Source organism: Microbacterium halophytorum, from assembly GCF_002970975.1.
In the GTDB taxonomy this organism is placed as follows: domain Bacteria; phylum Actinomycetota; class Actinomycetes; order Actinomycetales; family Microbacteriaceae; genus Microbacterium; species Microbacterium halophytorum.
The window spans coordinates 168,608-185,199 of the sequence record NZ_KZ672982.1 but is presented as its reverse complement, the minus strand read 5'-3'; the positions used below and the strand labels follow the sequence as shown (position 1 = coordinate 185,199).

Here is a 16,592-nt window from a genome sequence, read left to right as displayed (position 1 = left end):
TCTCCTCGGATCGACTCCGGGAAAGCTATGCCGGTGACCGCCGCGGGGGCATCGCCCCGCGGAGCGAGAATTCGAGCGGCGGCCCCCTACGGAGGAGGGATCACTCCGGGGCCACGAGGCCGGCGTCGTACGCCGTGATCACGAGCTGCACCCTGTCGCGCGCGGGGAGCTTCTGCAGGAGCTTCCCGACGTGCGTCTTCACGGTCTGCTCGCCGATGAAGAGCTCCGTCGCGATCTCGGCGTTCGACAGGCCGCGGCCGATGAGCTGCAGCACCTCGCGCTCGCGGTCGGTGAGCCCGTTCAGGCTGAGCGCGGCCCTGCTGGGAGCGGGGTCGCGCGTGTCCGCGAAGCGCTCGATCAGGCGCTTGGTCACGCTGGGCGCCAGGAGCGCGTCGCCGGCCGCGACGACCCGCACGGCGTGCGCGAGCTCCTCGGGCAGCGCATCCTTGAGCAGGAACCCGCTCGCGCCCGCGCGCAGCGCCTCGTGCACGTAGTCGTCGATGTCGAACGTCGTCAGCATCAGCACCCTCGGCACGTGCGGGAGCGGTCGGTCCGGGCGGAGCAGCCGCTTCGTCGCCTCGATGCCGTCCGTGCCGGGCATCCGGATGTCCATGAGCACGACGTCGGGGCGCAGCTCGCGAGCGAGGGCGACGGCCGCGTCCCCGTCGGCCGCCTGGCCGACGACCCTGATGTCGGGCTGCGCGTCGAGGAGCGCGGCGAATCCGGCGCGCACCATCGCCTGGTCGTCGGCGATCAGCGCGGTGATCCGCTCCGTCGTCATGCGCTCTCCCCCGTTCGCAGCGGTATGGCCGCAACAACAAGGTACCCGCCGCTCTCGGTGGGGCCCGCCGACAGGGAGCCGCCGAGCTGTGCCGCGCGCTCGCGCATGCCGATGATGCCGTGGCCCGCGCCGTCGGTCTGGCGCGTTGGCGCGGCGGCCGCCGTGTTCGCGACCTCGACGAACAGGTCGCCGCCGTCGCGCCGCACCGTGACATCGATGCGGCTGCCCGGTGCGTGCCGGATCGCGTTGCTCACGGCCTCCTGGGCGATGCGGTAGGCGGCGAGCGAGGCCGCCGCCGACATCTCGTCGTGCGGGGGCCCGACGAGCTCGATGTCCGCGCCGGCCCGCCGCGCCTCCGCGACGAGGCGCGGCAGGTCGGCGAGCGTCGGCTGGGGCGCGCGCTCGGCGCGTTCGTCGTCGCCGCGCAGCACCCCGAGCAGCCGCCGCATCTCGGCGAGAGCCGTGCGGGCCGACGCCGCGATGTCGTCGAATTCGGCCGCCGCCGGTGCCGGGACGTCCGGGATCCGGTACTTCGCCGACGTCGCCTGCACCTGGATCAGCGAGAGCCCGTGCGCGACGACGTCGTGCATCTCGCGCGCGATGCGCTGGCGCTCCTCGGCGACCATGCGGCGCTCCTGCTCGGCCTGGCTCAGCTCGCGCTCCTGCGTCAGCTGGGCGCCCAGCCGCATCCGGTCGCGCAGCAGCGCCGCGAGCGCGGCGGAGACCGCGCCCGTGCCGAGTGCGACGATCGAGTTCGCGAGCGTGTAGCCGTCGAGGTAGATGAGCGTCATGGTGCTCACCGAGAGCCCGGGCACGAGGTACGCCACCAGCCCTCGGCTCCAGCCGTGGCGCGCCCACACCGTGAAGACGAGGGCGCAGAACGCGATGATCGCGGTGGCCGACCACGGCCAGGGCGCCGGCTCCGGCGAGGTGTAGACGGCGCGCGGGACGAGCGTCGCGAGACCGAACGCGATCGTCGCGATCACGGGGAACCTGACGGCGACGACGAGCGATCCGTAAGCGGCGGCCGTGGCGAACAGCGCCGTCAGGACGTGGTGCCCGTAGACGGCGGCCTCCAGCGGGGCGGTGATCGCGTACAGCACGACCGCGACGGCGCCTGTGCCGATGTACCAGGCGCCGGTCGTGTGCGCGCTCAGCCAGCGCCGGGCGGGTTTCTGGTCTTCCATACCCGGATGCTCGCACCGGCACGCCCGAGCCCGCATCCCGCTGCGGAGGGATCTTCCGCGGGGCCGCGAGCGCCCCGCGCGGGCGCCCGCGGCGTCAGGAGACGAAGCTCGAGGTGTCGCCGACGATGCGCTCGTTGTCGGCGGGGATCGGGTCGAGGGCGGCCTGCGCGATCTCGGCGGCGAACTCCGACACGTTGTAGAGCCGTCCGGCCTCCTCGCGCCGCGACGAGATCGCGCCGGGGTTGGTGCGCTCGAGCAGGGTGGCGGTGATGGTGCCCTCGATCATGTCGCCGGAGACGACGACGAACTCGATGCCGGCCTCCGTCAGCGCGGGGATCCGCTCGCGGAGGGCGTCCTCGCCGGCGCGCTTGGACAGCGCCACTGGCTCGTACTCGGCCATGGTCGGCGTCGTGCGGATGAAGTGTGCCTGGTGGCTCGTCACGAACACGACGCGGGAGCCCGCGGCCATGAGCGGCGTCGCCGCGTCGAGCGTCGCGAGCTGCGCGTCGCGGTTCAGCGTGAGGGCGTAGTCCTCCCCCATGCCGGACTCCATGCCGCCAGAGGCGTTCAGGACCAGGATGTCGACCGAGCCGAAGGCTTCCTCCACCTCTCCGAACATCGCCGCGAGCGAATCCGCATCGGTCAGGTCGGCGCCGACGACGAGCGCCTCGACGCCCAGCTCCCTGACCTCGTTCGCGAGCTTCTGGGCGCGCGGCGCCTTGTTCCGGTAGTTGATGACGACGTTCGCACCCGCCTGGGCGAAGTAGCGGACGGTGTCGGCCCCGATGCCGCGCGAAGAGCCGGTCACGACGGCGGTCTTTCCTGCGAGCGATCCGGGGGCGAGCGGCTGGGTCACGGTGTACTCCTCTGGGCGTGCGGTCGGCACTTCCGTGCCGCAGAATTCTGGCGGTGCGCCGCGGCGCGCCACGGGAGACTATACCGATAGGCTCGAATGACACGCAGACGAGAGGGACGCATGGAGTTCATCAGCGACTACGCCTGGATCGGCTGGATCGCGGTCATCGCGATCCTGCTCGTGATCGAGATGGTGTCGGGCGAGTTGACGTTCCTGATGCTCGCGCTCGGCGGCGTCGCCGGTGTCGTGTCATCGCTCGTCGGTGCGCCCGTCTGGCTGCAGGTGATCCTCGTGGCCCTCCTCGCCGCCGTGCTCCTGCTCTTCATCCGGCCTCCCCTGCTGAAGCGCATCCGGAGGCCGAAGGACCCGCAGAAGTTCAACGTCGACGCCCTGCTCGGCGAGGCCGGCACCGTGCAGCAGCCGGTGACGCCCACGACCGGCGTCGTGAAGCTCTCGAACGGGCAGACCTGGACCGCCCGCACGGAGGGCGTGCGGCAGATCCCCGCCGGCGCCGTCATCCGCGTGCTGCGCGTGGCCGGCGCGACCCTGTACGTGACAGACCAACCGACCCCGACCGCCGAACCGGAGAACTGATATGCCCGGAACCATCTTCCTCTGGGTCGTCGCGCTGGCGATCCTGATCTTCGTCATCGTGACCCTGATCAAGGCGATCACGATCGTGCGCCAGAGCGACGCCCTGATCATCGAGCGCCTCGGCAAGTACAACCGCACGCTGTTCGGCGGCCCGCACGGCATCATCCCGTTCCTCGAGAAGCCCCGCCTGCGCGTGGACCTGCGCGAGCAGGTCGTGTCGTTCCCGCCGCAGGGCGTCATCACCGAGGACAACCTGACGGTCGACGTCGACACCGTGGTGTACTTCACGGTCACCGACCCGCGCGCTGCGACGTACGAGATCGCCAACTACCTCGGCGCCGTCGAACAGCTCACGATCACGACGCTGCGAAACGTCGTCGGCTCGCTGAACCTCGAGCAGGCGCTCGTCAGCCGCGACACGATCAACGCGAAGCTGATGAGCGAACTGGACGAGGCGACCGGCCGCTGGGGCATCAAGGTCAACCGGGTGGAGCTGAAGGCGATCGATCCCCCCGCATCGCTGCAGGACGCCATGGAGAAGCAGATGCGCGCCGAGCGGGACCGCCGCGCCGCGATCCTGACGGCGGAGGGCCACAAGCAGTCGCAGATCCTCGTCGCCGAGGGCTCCCGCCAGTCGGAGATCCTCAAGGCCGACGGTGACAAGCAGGCGCAGGTGCTGCGCGCCCAGGGTGAGTCGGAGGCGATCCAGACGGTGTTCGGCGCGATCCACGCCGGCGCTCCGGACGACAAGCTGCTCTCGTACCAGTACCTGCAGACGCTGCCGAAGATCGCCGAGGGCGAGGCCAGCAAGCTCTGGATCATCCCGAGCGAGATGACTGAGGCGCTCAAGAGCATCGCCACGGGCTTCGGCCCCGGCGGGCCCGCGGGCGGGGCGGGCCCCGTGCCGCCGCGCCCGGCCCCGCCCGTCGTTCCCGGCTCGTCGAGCGCTGCGGAGGCCGCGGCCGCCGCCGTGGCCGAGGCCGCGAAGGTGACCGAGGAGGCCGAGGCCGAGGCGACCGCCGGCCTGACGGAGAGCGAACCCGCGACTCGCGCGGCACAGCGCGCCGCGGCGGAGCCGCCAGCCCCGCCCGCCGCTCCCCCGGCGCCGGGTGCGTTCCCGCCCAACGAATGACGCATCCGTTCTTCAGCGCCTCGAGCCCCCGCGTGTTCGCACACCGGGGGCTCGTCGCCGATCGGGGCACGGAGCCGAACACGTTCGCGGCGTTCGCCGCGGCGCAGGCCGCCGGCGTCGACTACATCGAGAGCGACTGCCACCTCACCTCCGACGGCGTCGTCGTGCTGTTCCACGACGACACGCTCGCGTCGATCACCGGTGACCCGCGCCGCGTCGACGAGGTGACCGAGCGCGAGATGGAGGACCAGCTCGCCGGCGTCGGCGGGCTCGTCACCCTCGAGCAGGCCTTCGACGCGTTCCCCGACACCCGGTTCAACATCGACGTGAAGGCGGAGGCCGCCGCGGCGCCCGCCGGTCGCATCATCGGCGAGTATGCGGAGCGCGCCCTGCTGACGAGCTTCTCGGACGCGCGACGGGCGGAGGGCCTCGCGGCCGCCGGTCCCTCGCGGCCCGCGACGAGCGCGGGGAAGGAGACGATCATCCGGCTGCTCGGGGCCGTCGCCCTGCGCCGCGCGACCAGGGCCGCCGAGATCCTCCGCGGGATCGACGCCCTCCAGATCCCCGAGCGCCAGGGGCCCGTGCGCGTGCTGTCACGGCGCCTGATCGAGTACGCCCACGCGGCGGGCACCGAGGTGCACGTGTGGACCGTGAACGACACGAAGCGCATGCGCGAGCTCGTCGCGATGGGCGTCGACGGCGTCGTCACGGACGTCGCCGATGCGGCGCTCGAAGCGCTCGGGAGCTGACCCTCCGCGGTGCCCGTGAGCGCGCCCGATCGGGCCCCCGGAGAAGGGGCTGACAGCGTGCCCGCGCGGGTGTACCTTCGGATGATCCATTCAGACGCGCGCGATATAAAGAAGAGTTGACGAGAGGACCACAAAATGGCAGACCGCAGCCTTCGTGGCATCCGACTCGGCGCCCAGAGCCTACAGAGCGAAGACGGCGTCGTGTTCATGGAGCGCGCCCAGTACACCTACAAATGCACCAAGTGCGAGCGCGAGACCGTGCTGAACTTCGCGGCCGACGCCGAGCCGCCCGCCGGATGGGAATGCCGGACCTGCGGCGCCGAGGCGCTGCTGCAGACGGAGACCGGTCAGGCCGAGGTCGACCACTCCGACGACAAGACCCCGCGCACCCACTGGGACATGCTGCTCGAGCGCCGCACGCTTCCCGAGCTCGAGGAGATCCTGGCCGAGCGGCTGGAGTTCGTCAGGGCCCGTCGGGGCGAGGGCGACAAGGCCGCTAAGAGCGCGTAATCGCTGCGCCGAGGGCGTCCGATCCGGAGGAAACCGGATCGGACGCCCTCGGCGTTTCCGGCGGAACTGCGGCTCGCGGCGGCGCAATCCGGGTCCGAAGCACCAGTAAGCTGAACGTCATGGCAATCAGCAATCGTGCGGTAGGAATCGACGTCGGTGGCACCGGGATGAAGGCCGGGATCGTGGATCTCGATACGGGTGAACTGGTCACCGACCGCGTGCGCATTCCCACCCCCGAGGGAGCACACCCCCAGGACGTCCTCGACACCGCTCGCGAGCTGATCGGGATGCTGGGCGACCAGGCCGATGGCCTGCCGCTCGGCGTGTGCTTCCCCGCGATCGTCAAGCACGGCCGCACGCTGTCGGCCGCCAACATCTCGGACGACTGGATCGACTTCGCCGCCGAGGAGTTCTTCGAGAAGGGGCTCGGCCGCGACATCCACTTCGTCAACGACGCCGATGCCGCCGGCCTGGCCGAGCTGCGCTACGGCGCCGCGAAGGGCCAGAAGGGCCTCACGATCCTCACGACGCTCGGCACCGGCATCGGCTCCGCATTCCTCTACGAGGGCCGCCTCGTGCCGAACACCGAGCTCGGCCACCTGCGGTGGAAGGGCGAGTCGATCGAGCGCTTCGCCTCGGCCTCGGCGCGCGAGCGCCTCGACCTGAAGTGGAAGGAATGGGCGCAGCACCTGCAGGCCTTCTACGAGCACGTCGAATTCCTGTTCTCCCCCGACCTGTTCCTCGTCGGCGGCGGCGTCTCGAAGAACCCCGAGAAGTTCATGCCGTACCTGTCGACGCGCGCCGAGATGCGCATCTGCGAGCACCGCAACAACGCAGGCATCATCGGTGCCGCGAGCCTCGCCCGCAGCGACGAGGAGCACCTCGCAGGCGCCTGACCGGCACGGCGCCGGTCGGCGGCGCGGGCCGCCGCGGGTAGACTGGCGGGGCGAATGGGTCGGCCGGGCGGTCGCGTCGTGCCGATGGCACGCCGAGGAACGTCCGGGCTCCGCAGGGCATGGCGGTGGGTAACGCCCACCCGGAGAAATCCGCGAGAAAGTGCAACAGAGAGCAGACCGCCGGCTTCGGCCGGTAAGGGTGAAACGGTGGTGTAAGAGACCACCAGGGGCCGTGGTGACACGGCCCGCTGGGTAAACCTCGCCAGGAGCAAGACCAGACAGGGGATGTCGACGCGGCCCGCCGAGTCCCCGGGTAGGTTGCTGGAGCGGCACGGCAACGTGTCGCCGAGAGAGATGGCCGCCCAAGGGGCCCAACGGCCCCTGGACAGAACCCGGCGTACAGGCCGGCCCATTCGCACTTCCGGCCGCGCTACTCCGCCGCGCTCGGCCCGATCCGGATGTCCAGCGGGAAGTCGATCGGGAACTCGCCGAACAGCAGGCGCCCCGCCCGCGCGGCCGACTCCCGCACCGCCTCCGCGGCGGCCTCCGCCTGATCGGCCGGTGCGTGCACGATGACCTCGTCGTGCAGGAAGAACGCCAGGTGCGGTCGGCGCGCAAACGCCGGGCCCGAGCGCGGCGCAGGCACCTCAGACGGCGGGAATGCGGCCAGCCGCGTGCGCAGGTCGGCCATCCACGCGAGCGCCCACTCCGCTGCGGTGCCCTGCACCACGAAGTTCCGCGTGAACCGGCCCCGTTCGCGTGCGGCGGACCGCGCCGACCGCTCGTCCGCCGCCGACGCGTTCGCGCGCTGCTGCATCGCCTCCCACCGGGGGCCGGGCGCCGGCGAGGTGCGCCCGAGCATCGTCGAGACGCGCTCGCCCCGCTCCCCCGCCAGGGCGGCGTCATCGGTGAGGCCGACGGCGCGAGGGAACGCGCGGCGGAGCCGCGGCATCAGCCGGGCCGCGTCGCCGGTCGTCGAGCCGTACAGAGCCCCGAGCACGGCGTACTTCGCCTCCGATCGGGTGGCGGCGACCCCCGCCGAGACGACGCCGTCGTACAGATCCCGCCCAGCCGCGGCGGCCGCCATGGCCCTGTCGTGCGCCATCGCCGCGAGCACGCGCGGCTCCAGCTGCGCGACGTCGGCATCGACGATCGCCCAGCCGGGGTCCGCACGCACCGCGGGGCGGAGCAGGCGGGGGATCTGCAGGGCTCCCCCACCGGACGACGCCCAGCGCCCCGTCACGACCCCGCCGACGACGTACGTCGGCCGGAAACGGCCGTCGACGACCCATTCGTCGAGCCAGCCCCACCCGTTCGCCGTGTACAGGCGCATCATCCTCTTGTAGTCGAGGAGGGGCGCGATCGCGGGGTGGTCGTGCTCGGCGAGCTCCCACTTGCTGGTGGATTCCGCCGCGACGCCCGCGCGGTGCAGGGCCCGCAGCAGCTTCGGCTGCGAGTCGAGCGAGGCCGTCTCATCGTCGAGCGCCGCGCGCACCTCGCGCGCCCGCTCCTCGATGAGCCGCGGCCGGCCCGCTGCGGTGCGCTCCCCCAGTTCCGATACGAGGATCTGTTCGTGGCCGCCACGGTTCCACGGCAGCCCCGCGGACGTCATCTCTGCGGCGGCGAGCGAACCTGCGGACTCCGCGGCGAGGAGGAGCCGGAGCCCGGAACTGACAGCGACGCGCTCCTGCCTGGCGTACTCCGCCGCGGTCTCGTCGATCTCCTCGGCGCGAGCGGCGCCATCCGGAACGACGTCGAACAGCGCCGCCGGCGCCGGCTCCTCGTGCGGCGCATCCCACACGGGCAGGGGCGGGAGGGCATCGTCGAGCGCCGAGGAGAGGATCGCGCGGCACAGGCGCAGATCCGTGCACCTCTCGACCCGCACACCCGCATCGAGCAGGCGCGGGTACCAGGTGGCGGTCGACGACCACACCCACCGGATGTGCCGGCCGGCGGCGTGCGCCTCCGACTCGCGCCGGCCGACCCACGCGGCGACCTCGCCCGAGGCCAGCGGCCGGCGGCCGAGCTCGACGAGCCCGGTCGGGTCCGCCCGCCGGAACGCGGCGGCGACGACCCGGTCGCCCCTGTCGACGCCGAGGCAGATCGCGTCGGCCTCGCTCCACACGCCGGTCTCCGCGAGGCCGTCAGGAGGCGTCGCCCGTGCGCACCAGGATCGCTCCGCACTCCGGGCACGTCGCCACGACGTCGGCTCCCAGCGCGCGCACGTCGGCGGCGTCGCTCGGGGCGAGCGCCATATGGCAGCCGCCGCACACGCCCTCGGCGAAGGCACCGGCGCCCGTGCCCCTGGCGCGGAGCCTGTCGTACATCGCGAGCAGCGCATCCGGCAGCTTCTCTGCGACGGCGGCGCGGTCGCGCGCGGCCTCGGCGAGCTCGCGGTCGGCGGCCTGGACCGCTTCCCTGCCCTCGGCGCTCAGCCGCTGCCCCTCCTCGATCGTCGCGCGCACGGCCGCTTCCTGCTCGGCGACGGAGGCTTCGGCGGGGTCGAGCTTCTCCATCAGCTCGAGCTGGGCGGTCTCGAGGTCGTCGAGGCGCCGCGCGAGCGACGCGAGCTCCTGCTCGAGCGCCCGGATCGCGGCGAGGTCGGTCGCCTCCTCGAGGCGCTGCGAATCGCGGTCGCGGCGCCGGGAGGCGAGCTCGACGTCGGAGTCGATCTTCGTCAGCTCGGTGCGCAGGGCGTCCCGCTCGCCGACGCGCTCGGCGAGCACCCGGTTCTGCGCCGTGCGCTGCTCGACGAGCTCGCGCACGCGCGCCGCCTGCGGCGGGTTCTCCTTGGCGCGCTTCGCGCGATCGCGTCGGTCGTCGATCGCGACGAGGTCGAGCAGGAGGCGCTGGTCGGCGGGCGAAGCATTCACACGTCCAACCTACGGCACGGCCTCCGGAACCGGACACGCGCTCGTCGGGGCGCCCCGCGCCGGCGGCTAGACTGATCCGGTCAGGGCCTTTAGCTCAGCTGGTAGAGCGCCACGTTTACACCGTGGATGTCGTCGGTTCGATCCCGGCAGGGCCCACCGCAGGACGACCCGGCGTCAGCGCCGCTGCGTCGCGAACGTGAGGTGGCCCGTGCCGCTTCCGGGCGCGACGATCGCGTCCAGCGCGTCGAGGTCCTCATCCGCGGGCTCCCACATCACAGAGGCGGCGTTCGCGGCGATCTGCGAGGAGCGCGTCGCGCCCGCGATGATCGAGTCGACCGCCGGCTGGGCGCGCAGGCCGCCGAGCGCGACGTCGAGCATGCTGATGCCCCGGTCGGCGGCGAACTCCCTGATCCCCTCGACGACGTCCCAGCGCGCGCCCTCGTGGCGCTTCCTCTCGGTCTCGAGGCGGCTGCCTGCCGGCACCTCGTCTCGGGTGTACTTGCCCGTGAGCAGGCCGTACGCGAGCGGGAAGTACGGCAGCAGGCTCATGCCGTAGTGCTCGAGCGCCGGGACGAGCTCGGCCTCGGCGCTGCGGTTGTAGAGCGAGTACTCGTTCTGCGCCGTGACGAAGCGCTCCGAGCCGATCGCCTCGGCCACCCGCTCGGCGTCGGCGACCTCCCACGCCGCGAAGTTCGAGCAGCCGATGTAGCGCACCTTGCCGGAGCGGACGAGGTCGTCGAGCGCCGAGAGCGTCTCGTCGATCGGTGTGATCCTGTCGGGCGTGTGCAGCTGGTACAGGTCGATGTAGTCGGTGCCGAGGCGGCTGAGGCTGCCCTCGACGGCGCGCCGGATGTAGCCGCGGCTGGCCCGGTTCTCGCGCGCGCCGGGGTACGTGTCGCCGAGGTCCATGCCGAACTTCGTCGCGACGACGACCTCGTCGCGCCGGCCGCCGAGGGCTCGCCCGAGCATCTCCTCGGAGGCGCCGAGGCCGTACGCGTCCGCCGTGTCGAAGAAGGTGACGCCGTTGTCGAGAGCGCCGCTGACGACATCCGTCGCGGCTTCCTGGTCGATCCGGCGCCCGAACGCATTGCACCCCACCCCGAGAGCCGAGACGACGAGACCGCTGTTTCCGAGGGGCGTGTACTCCATGCCGTCAACGCTATCGCGCGCAGGACGCCCCACGGCGCTGCTGCACCGCGGGGCGTCCTCACCGTCGCGCTAGGCGGCGACGCGCTCGCGCCGACGGGCGCGGACGCGGCTCGTCACGGCGAACGCGAGCACGACGGCCAGCAGGGCGTACAGGCCGACCGCGATCGGGCTCTGCACGAGCACCGCGAAGTCGCCGTTCGCGCTCATGGTCGCGTCGCGCAGGCTCGTCTCGGCCAGCGGGCCGAGCACCATGCCGATGATGAGCGGTGCCAGCGGGAAGTCGAGCGCCCGCATGACGAAGCCGAACACGCCGACGCCGAGCACCATCAGCAGGTCGAACACCTGCCCGCTCGAGGCGTAGATGCCCATGGCGCAGAACATCGTGATGCCCGCGTACAGGAACGGCCTCGGGATCAGCAGCAGCTTCGCCCAGAGCATCGCGAACGGCAGGTTCAGGATGAGCAGCACGACCATCGCGATGAAGAAGCTGGCCAGCAGCGACCAGACCAGCTCGGGCGAACGGTCGAACAGAAGGGGGCCCGGCTGCAGCCCGTACTGCCGGAACGCCGCGAGCATGATGGCCGCCGTCGCCGAGATCGGGAGGCCGAGCGCGAGCAGGGCGCCCATCGCCATGCCCGTCGTCGAGTTCCCCGCCGCTTCGGGCGCCGCGAGGCCCCGGATGGCGCCCTTGCCGAACTTCGGCTCCTTGCGCCGCGCGTCGAGGCGCTTCTCGAGCCCGAAGGCGAGGAACGTGGGGATCTCGGAGCCGCCCGCGGGCACGACGCCGAACGGCAGGCCGATGGCGGTGCCCCTGGCCCATGCCGGCGCGGCCTCCCTCATCTCGGCACGCGACAGCCAGGGGCGACCCTTCGGCCGGATGAGCTCACCGCCCGCGCCGTGGCGGGCGATCGCCGCGACGAAGATGACCTCGCCGAGCGCGAGGATCGCGACCGTGACGGTGACGAGCGACACGCCGTCGAACAGGAACGGCGAGCCCATCGTGAAGCGCGGGGTGCCGGAGACGCCGTCGATGCCGATCACCGCGATGCCGAGGCCGACGAACAGCGAGGCCAAGCCCTTGACGGTGTTGTCCGTGACGACGGTCGAGGTTGCGGCGAACGCGAACACCGCGAGGGCGAAGAACTCGGCCGGACCGAACTGCGTCGAGAACTCGGCGAGGAACGGAGCGGCGAACACGACGCAGATGCTCGCGACGAAGCCGCCGATGAAGGCGCCGATCGCGGCCGTCGCGAGCGCCTTCGCGGCCCTGCCGTCGAGCGCCATCCTGTGGCCCTCGAACGTCGACGCGATCGCGGACGCCTGGCCGGGCGTGTTCATCAGGATGCCCATCGTCGAATCGCCGAAGAGCCCGCCGAAGTAGACGCCCGCGAACATGATGAACGCCGCCGTCGGGTCGAGCGCGAACGTGACGGGCAGCAGCAGCGCCACCGCCATCGACGAGCCGAGGCCCGGCATCACGCCGACGGCCGTTCCCAGGAGGCAGCCGATCAGGACCCACATCAGGTTGGCGGGGGTCAGCGCGCCGGCGAAGCCTTCCGCGAGGAGGGGAAGCACGTCCATGATCTAGAGAACACCTCCCAGGATCCCGCTGGGCAGCGAGAGCCCCAGCGCCATGTCGAATGCGATGTACGCGATGGAGCTGGCCGTGAGGCCGACGACGAGGCTGAGCACGTGGCGCTTCTCGCCGAAGCCTCGGGCGACGCACCAGAACAGGAGCGCGGCGCCGATGATCCAGCCGAGGAAGCCGAGGGTCAGGGCGAAGCCCAGGAATCCGAGCACGACCCACGCCAGGGATCCCCAGCGCATCCTGGCGGGCTCGTCGTCGGCGCCTTCGGCCTCGGGGGTCTCGCCGAGCGCCGCGGCGGCCTCCCGCTCGCCGGCCCTGGCGGCGTCCGCCCGCTTCTGCCGCACCGCTCCGCCGATCAGGAGCACGGCGAAGAGGTAGAGCCCGGCGGCGATCAGACCGGGGAAGAAGCCGGGGCCGGGGAACATCGTCCCCTCCGGCACGTCCATGTTGACGATGCCGACGACGAAGTAGGTCGCCATGGCCGCCAGCAGCGCAGGCATCACGAGGTTCTTGACGAACTCGACGGTGCCGTTCGCGCGCGGGTCGCCCGTCAGGCTCCGGCCGAGCGTGGCCGAGACGGCGGTGGGATTGTTCGATGCGTGGTCCGCGAAGCTCATTGCCCCATCTCCTCGTACAGGCGGGCGATGCGCTCGCTCTCCTCCGCGAGGAACGGCGCGAGCTCGTCGCCCATGCGCACGTTCGCCGTCCAGTGGTATCGCTCCATCGCGTCCTCCCACTCCGGGGTCTCGATCGTTTCGGTGATGAGGTCGTCCAGGCCCTCCGCCTGCTCGTCCGTGATGCCGGGCGGGGCCGAGAGGCTGCGCCAGTTCGACAGCGTGACGTCGTAGCCCTGTTCCGCGGCCGTCGGGATGTCGATGGCGTCGACCGGCTCGGCGGCGACCAGCGCCAGCGCGCGCAGCCGCCCGGCCTCGATCTGGTCGATATTGTCGGCGTAGCCGCCCGCGGCGGCGGCTGCCGTGCCGTTGAGGAGCGCCTGGATCGCCTCTCCCCCGCCGTCCGACGAGATGTAGGTCGTGTCGACGGGGTCGATGCCGGCCGCGAGCGCGAAGTCCGTCATCACGAGCTGATCGAACGAGCCGCCGCCCGTCCACGGCAGAGCCGCCGGGTCGTCGCGCCACGCCGCGATGAGGTCGTCGAGCGTCTCGTAGGGCGAGTCCGCGGGCACGACGATCACGTTGTACTCCTCGAACAGGACCGCGAGGTTCGTCACGTCGTCCAGCGTCGTCGCGGAGTCGTACTGCTGTGTGGCCGCCAGCAGACCGGTTCCGCCCACGAGCATCGTCGTCGCCTCGCCCTCGAGGGTCGCGACGTTGCCGAGCGCGATCGTGCCGCCGGCGCCGGGCATGTTCACGACCTGCACGTTGTTGACGAGCCCGTTCGCCTTCTGCGCCTGCTGGAACTCGCGCGCGAACGTGTCCCAGCCGCCGCCCGCCGCGGCGGGGGCGACGATCGTCAGCGACGAGTGGAAGTCCTCCCCGCTCGAGGCGGAGCTGATCGAGCCGTAGCCCGCGACGCCGATGGCGCTGACCGCCACGGCGATCCCGATCGTCCTGGTCGTGATTCTGCGCACCTTTCCCGGCGCCTTCACGGCGTCGTCCTCGGGTGCGCGGGGTGCGTCCTGCATCATCTCGCTCCTTCGTGCTGACAGCGTTGTCCCTGCACAACCTGGTTAGCATGCATGACGAGCGCGCACCGGAGCGGCCCGATCCGGAATTGTGCTCATTGATGCCAACAGCGGGCGGCAGAGGCGGACCAGAGATGTCGACGTCGCGGCGGTTCCGGATGACGCGGGCGGCACTGCTCGTGCTGCCGAGCGTGATCGTGCTCGCGGCCGTCGGGTCGACGACGGCGATCGCCATCACCGAGCAGCGCAGCGCCATCCGCGATGCGACGGCGGCGCGCGTCGTCGACGTCGCGGATGGCCTCGCCGGTCTCGACCAGGTCGTCGACGCGCTCGACGGCATGACCGATCGCGCGGCGGCGACGGCGGCGCTGCAGCCGATGGCCACGCTCGTCGAACGGACCTCCGGCGTCGACTACGTCGTCGTGATCGCGCCGGACGGGAATCGCGTGACGCACCCGACCCCCGCCGAGCGCGGGCGTCCCGTGTCGACCGACAGCGACAGGGTCCTCGCCGGGGAGGACGTCCTGGAGATCCAGACGGGCACGATCGGCCGCACTCTGCGCGCGAAGCGCCCCGTGCTCGACGACAGCGGCGCCGTGATCGGCGGCGTCTCCGTCGGGATGTTCGAGCACCGGATGACGGCCGACTACGAGGAGGGCCTCCGCGGCATCCTGCCCTGGGTTGCGGCGGCGCTCGTCGTCGGGCTCGCCGCGAGCGCGTGGCTCACGGCCGCGATCCGGCGGCGCCTGCGCCAGGCGGAGGAGGACGCCCGCGAGCTGGAGCACGTGGGGCGCACGGCCGATGCGCTCCGCGAGCAGGCCCACGAGTTCGACACCCGGATGCACGTCGTGCGCGGTCTCGTGGCGAACGGAGACGCGGCAGAGGCCGTGGAGTACATCGACGGCGCGACGAACGTCGTCACGAGCGAGCCGGAGCCGGGCCTCGCGGGCCAGCCGCTCCTGCGCGCCGCGATCGAGGCCCTGCGTGCCGAGCTCGGCGCCGCGGGCACGGCGCTGGAGACCGCCATCGACATCTCCTCCCCCGCCGACGACGCGCTCACGCTCGTGGTCGGCAACCTCTGCCGGAACGCGGCGGAGGCGGGCGCACGGCACGTGCGCTGCGAGATCCGCGAGCGCGGCGGTCGGGTGCACGGCGTCGTCGACGACGACGGCCCCGGCATTCCGCCGGCGCGCCGCGCCAGGATGTTCGACCGCGGCGTGACGACCAAGCCCGACAACCGGGGCACCGGGCGCGGCATCGGGCTCGACCTCGTCCGCCGCGCGGTGACGCGTCGCGGCGGCACCGTCGAGGTGTCCGAGAGCCCGATGGGCGGGGCGCGCTTCGCCTTCGACATGGGGGCCCGCTCGTGAGCGGCGGCATCCGGGTGCTCGTCGTGGACGACGACGCGGCGGCCCGCTCGCTGCACGCGCGCTTCGTGGCGGACGTCGACGGCTTCGTCGTCGCGGGCACGGCGGCGACGGGAACGGCCGCGCTGGGGCTCGCGTCGAGCGGCGGCGTCGATCTCGTGCTGCTCGATCTGCGCCTGCCCGACATCAGCGGAATCGAGGTGCTGCATCGCATCCGGACGATGGGAGCCGCTTCGCCGGACGTCATCGCGGTCAGCTCCTCGAGGGACCAGGTCACGGTGCGGCAGGCGCTCGCCGGCCGCGTCGCCGGCTACCTCGTCAAGCCGTTCACGCAGGAGGCCTTCTCCGCCCGGCTCGCGGCGTATCGCAGCGAGCACGCGCCGCTGCCGGAGGCGCACCTGCGGGACAGGGAGCTCGCGCAGGGCGACATCGATCGCCTGCTGGCGACGGGAGGCATCCGCACGACGGGCGGGGCGCGGCGCGTCGGGCGGACAGATCTGCCCAAGGGAATCGCGGCCGTCACCCTGGAGCGCGTGGTCGGCGCGCTCGATCCGCTCACGGCGGCGTCCGCGGCCGAGGTCGCGGAGCGGGCGGGCATCTCGCGGGCGAGCGCGCGGCGCTACCTCGAGCACCTCGCCGACGACGGCATCGCGGCCGCGGCCCACCGCTACGGCGGGCGCGGGCGGCCCGAGGTCGTGTACCGCCTCGCCGGCGCCTGAGCGGCCGGCTCAGGCGAAGACGGAGGCCGTGTGCCCGAGCCGCTCCGCGAGCTGGACGATCTCGCGGGCGTTCGCGATCGGCACGACGACGAGCGGCACGTCCTCCGTGCCCTCATCGAGGTAGACGACGCGGAGGCCGTGCGGCGCGAGCAGCCCGTCGGCGACCGCGATGGCCTCGCGCTGCGAACCGTCGACGTCCGATACCGCGTCGACGTCGACGCCCGCCGCGATCGCGCGCGGCAGCCCCGACAGCGCGTCGGCGAGCTCCTCGCCCGTGTCGTCCGGCTCGAGGTAGGCGAGCGCACCGGCGTCGTCGATCGCGTCGATGAGCGCCAGCCACGGATCGATCTGCGATGCGTCGGCGACCCCGAGCTCGCCGAGCACCTGCTCGTGCTCGGCGAGGAACGCCTCCGGCTCGTCGGCCGCCTGCACGACGGTCCGCCGCACCTCCGGATCGTCGTCGAGCAGCTCGCACAGCCGGGCCCAGTCGTCGCTCATATCCGTCACCCTAGATCACCGTCGCGCGCCCGCGCGCGGATTGATCGG

The 16,592-nt window shown here is 72.3% G+C and carries 17 protein-coding genes, 1 tRNA gene and 1 other RNA gene; 9 read left to right on the top strand and 10 right to left on the bottom strand.

The features are described 5' to 3' along the window. Nucleotides 1-100: 100 nt before the first annotated feature. From C0010_RS00895 to C0010_RS00885, 3 genes are all read right to left on the bottom strand, one after another. Complete coding sequence (locus C0010_RS00895; protein WP_105565181.1) at nucleotides 101-781, bottom strand: response regulator; 681 nt, start codon at nucleotides 779-781, stop codon at nucleotides 101-103. Further along, nucleotides 778-1,968, bottom strand: coding sequence for a sensor histidine kinase (locus C0010_RS00890; RefSeq protein ID WP_158685207.1), 1,191 nt, complete (start codon nucleotides 1,966-1,968; stop codon nucleotides 778-780). The genes C0010_RS00895 and C0010_RS00890 overlap by 4 nt, the downstream gene beginning before the upstream one ends. Nucleotides 1,969-2,062: 94 nt before the next feature. After that, nucleotides 2,063-2,824 (bottom strand): SDR family oxidoreductase, encoded by a 762-nt coding sequence (locus C0010_RS00885; RefSeq protein ID WP_105565179.1) that lies wholly within the window; start codon nucleotides 2,822-2,824, stop codon nucleotides 2,063-2,065. Nucleotides 2,825-2,944: 120 nt separating this feature from the next. Between C0010_RS00885 and C0010_RS00880 the strand changes: the two genes are divergently transcribed. The 6 genes from C0010_RS00880 (at nucleotide 2,945) to rnpB (ending at nucleotide 7,121) form a co-directional block, all read left to right on the top strand. Continuing rightward, nucleotides 2,945-3,418, top strand: a complete 474-nt coding sequence (locus tag C0010_RS00880) for an NfeD family protein (protein ID WP_105565178.1) — start codon at nucleotides 2,945-2,947, stop codon at nucleotides 3,416-3,418. Nucleotide 3,419: 1 nt separating this feature from the next. Next, nucleotides 3,420-4,550, top strand: a complete 1,131-nt coding sequence (locus C0010_RS00875; protein WP_105565177.1) for an SPFH domain-containing protein — start codon at nucleotides 3,420-3,422, stop codon at nucleotides 4,548-4,550. A 32-nt stretch (nucleotides 4,551-4,582) separates the two neighbouring features. Beyond that, nucleotides 4,583-5,299, top strand: a complete 717-nt coding sequence (locus tag C0010_RS00870; RefSeq protein WP_408631060.1) for a glycerophosphodiester phosphodiesterase family protein — start codon at nucleotides 4,583-4,585, stop codon at nucleotides 5,297-5,299. A 135-nt stretch (nucleotides 5,300-5,434) separates the two neighbouring features. Beyond that, nucleotides 5,435-5,809 (top strand): RNA polymerase-binding protein RbpA, encoded by a 375-nt coding sequence (locus C0010_RS00865; RefSeq protein WP_105565175.1) that lies wholly within the window; start codon nucleotides 5,435-5,437, stop codon nucleotides 5,807-5,809. A 119-nt stretch (nucleotides 5,810-5,928) separates the two neighbouring features. Beyond that, on the top strand, nucleotides 5,929-6,705 hold the full coding sequence (ppgK, locus tag C0010_RS00860; protein WP_105565174.1) for a polyphosphate--glucose phosphotransferase: 777 nt from the start codon (nucleotides 5,929-5,931) through the stop codon (nucleotides 6,703-6,705). A gap of 55 nt (nucleotides 6,706-6,760) precedes the next feature. Continuing rightward, nucleotides 6,761-7,121, top strand: an RNA gene (rnpB, locus tag C0010_RS00855) — RNase P RNA component class A. A 14-nt stretch (nucleotides 7,122-7,135) separates the two neighbouring features. Here rnpB and C0010_RS00850 read toward each other — a convergent pair. Beyond that, nucleotides 7,136-8,830, bottom strand: a complete 1,695-nt coding sequence (locus C0010_RS00850; protein ID WP_158685205.1) for a bifunctional 3'-5' exonuclease/DNA polymerase — start codon at nucleotides 8,828-8,830, stop codon at nucleotides 7,136-7,138. Nucleotides 8,831-8,849: 19 nt separating this feature from the next. Further along, nucleotides 8,850-9,578: a zinc ribbon domain-containing protein gene (locus C0010_RS00845; protein ID WP_105565173.1), complete on the bottom strand. Its 729-nt coding sequence runs from the start codon at nucleotides 9,576-9,578 to the stop codon at nucleotides 8,850-8,852. Between the two features lie 83 nt (nucleotides 9,579-9,661). On the opposite strand from C0010_RS00845, the gene C0010_RS00840 reads away from it, so the two are divergent. Then, nucleotides 9,662-9,734, top strand: a tRNA-Val gene (locus C0010_RS00840). A gap of 18 nt (nucleotides 9,735-9,752) precedes the next feature. Here the strand turns inward: C0010_RS00840 and C0010_RS00835 are convergent. From C0010_RS00835 to C0010_RS00820, 4 genes are all read right to left on the bottom strand, one after another. Continuing rightward, nucleotides 9,753-10,727, bottom strand: a complete 975-nt coding sequence (locus C0010_RS00835) for an aldo/keto reductase (protein ID WP_105565172.1) — start codon at nucleotides 10,725-10,727, stop codon at nucleotides 9,753-9,755. A gap of 69 nt (nucleotides 10,728-10,796) precedes the next feature. Continuing rightward, on the bottom strand, nucleotides 10,797-12,308 hold the full coding sequence (locus C0010_RS00830) for a tripartite tricarboxylate transporter permease (RefSeq protein WP_105565171.1): 1,512 nt from the start codon (nucleotides 12,306-12,308) through the stop codon (nucleotides 10,797-10,799). Nucleotides 12,309-12,311: 3 nt separating this feature from the next. Continuing rightward, nucleotides 12,312-12,932: a tripartite tricarboxylate transporter TctB family protein gene (locus C0010_RS00825; protein WP_105565170.1), complete on the bottom strand. Its 621-nt coding sequence runs from the start codon at nucleotides 12,930-12,932 to the stop codon at nucleotides 12,312-12,314. Next, a complete protein-coding gene (locus tag C0010_RS00820; protein WP_174150341.1) occupies nucleotides 12,929-13,960 on the bottom strand; it encodes a tripartite tricarboxylate transporter substrate binding protein in 1,032 nt (343 codons plus the stop codon). The genes C0010_RS00825 and C0010_RS00820 overlap by 4 nt, the downstream gene beginning before the upstream one ends. Nucleotides 13,961-14,094: 134 nt before the next feature. Here C0010_RS00820 and C0010_RS00815 point away from each other — a divergent pair, with 134 nt between their 5' ends. Together C0010_RS00815 and C0010_RS00810 are read left to right on the top strand one after the other, a co-directional pair. Beyond that, a complete protein-coding gene (locus tag C0010_RS00815; RefSeq protein WP_232531656.1) occupies nucleotides 14,095-15,330 on the top strand; it encodes a sensor histidine kinase in 1,236 nt (411 codons plus the stop codon). After that, complete coding sequence (locus tag C0010_RS00810; protein WP_105565168.1) at nucleotides 15,327-16,046, top strand: response regulator; 720 nt, start codon at nucleotides 15,327-15,329, stop codon at nucleotides 16,044-16,046. The genes C0010_RS00815 and C0010_RS00810 overlap by 4 nt, the downstream gene beginning before the upstream one ends. Nucleotides 16,047-16,055: 9 nt before the next feature. On the opposite strand, the gene C0010_RS00805 is transcribed toward C0010_RS00810, so the two are convergent. After that, nucleotides 16,056-16,544: a DUF6630 family protein gene (locus C0010_RS00805; RefSeq protein ID WP_105565167.1), complete on the bottom strand. Its 489-nt coding sequence runs from the start codon at nucleotides 16,542-16,544 to the stop codon at nucleotides 16,056-16,058. Nucleotides 16,545-16,592: the final 48 nt, after the last annotated feature.

What these genes read in the sequence shown, in the direction of transcription:
- C0010_RS00895 (WP_105565181.1), bottom strand. Translation starts at nt 781, where the DNA reads ATGACGACGGAGCGGATCACCGCGCTGATCGCCGACGACCAGGCGATG.
- C0010_RS00890 (WP_158685207.1), bottom strand. Translation starts at nt 1,968, where the DNA reads ATGGAAGACCAGAAACCCGCCCGGCGCTGGCTGAGCGCGCACACGACC.
- C0010_RS00880 (WP_105565178.1), top strand. Translation starts at nt 2,945, where the DNA reads ATGGAGTTCATCAGCGACTACGCCTGGATCGGCTGGATCGCGGTCATC.
- C0010_RS00875 (WP_105565177.1), top strand. Translation starts at nt 3,420, where the DNA reads ATGCCCGGAACCATCTTCCTCTGGGTCGTCGCGCTGGCGATCCTGATC.
- C0010_RS00865 (WP_105565175.1), top strand. Translation starts at nt 5,435, where the DNA reads ATGGCAGACCGCAGCCTTCGTGGCATCCGACTCGGCGCCCAGAGCCTA.
- ppgK (WP_105565174.1), top strand. Translation starts at nt 5,929, where the DNA reads ATGGCAATCAGCAATCGTGCGGTAGGAATCGACGTCGGTGGCACCGGG.
- C0010_RS00835 (WP_105565172.1), bottom strand. Translation starts at nt 10,727, where the DNA reads ATGGAGTACACGCCCCTCGGAAACAGCGGTCTCGTCGTCTCGGCTCTC.
- C0010_RS00830 (WP_105565171.1), bottom strand. Translation starts at nt 12,308, where the DNA reads ATGGACGTGCTTCCCCTCCTCGCGGAAGGCTTCGCCGGCGCGCTGACC.
- C0010_RS00825 (WP_105565170.1), bottom strand. Translation starts at nt 12,932, where the DNA reads ATGAGCTTCGCGGACCACGCATCGAACAATCCCACCGCCGTCTCGGCC.
- C0010_RS00820 (WP_174150341.1), bottom strand. Translation starts at nt 13,960, where the DNA reads ATGCAGGACGCACCCCGCGCACCCGAGGACGACGCCGTGAAGGCGCCG.
- C0010_RS00815 (WP_232531656.1), top strand. Translation starts at nt 14,095, where the DNA reads ATGTCGACGTCGCGGCGGTTCCGGATGACGCGGGCGGCACTGCTCGTG.
- C0010_RS00805 (WP_105565167.1), bottom strand. Translation starts at nt 16,544, where the DNA reads ATGAGCGACGACTGGGCCCGGCTGTGCGAGCTGCTCGACGACGATCCG.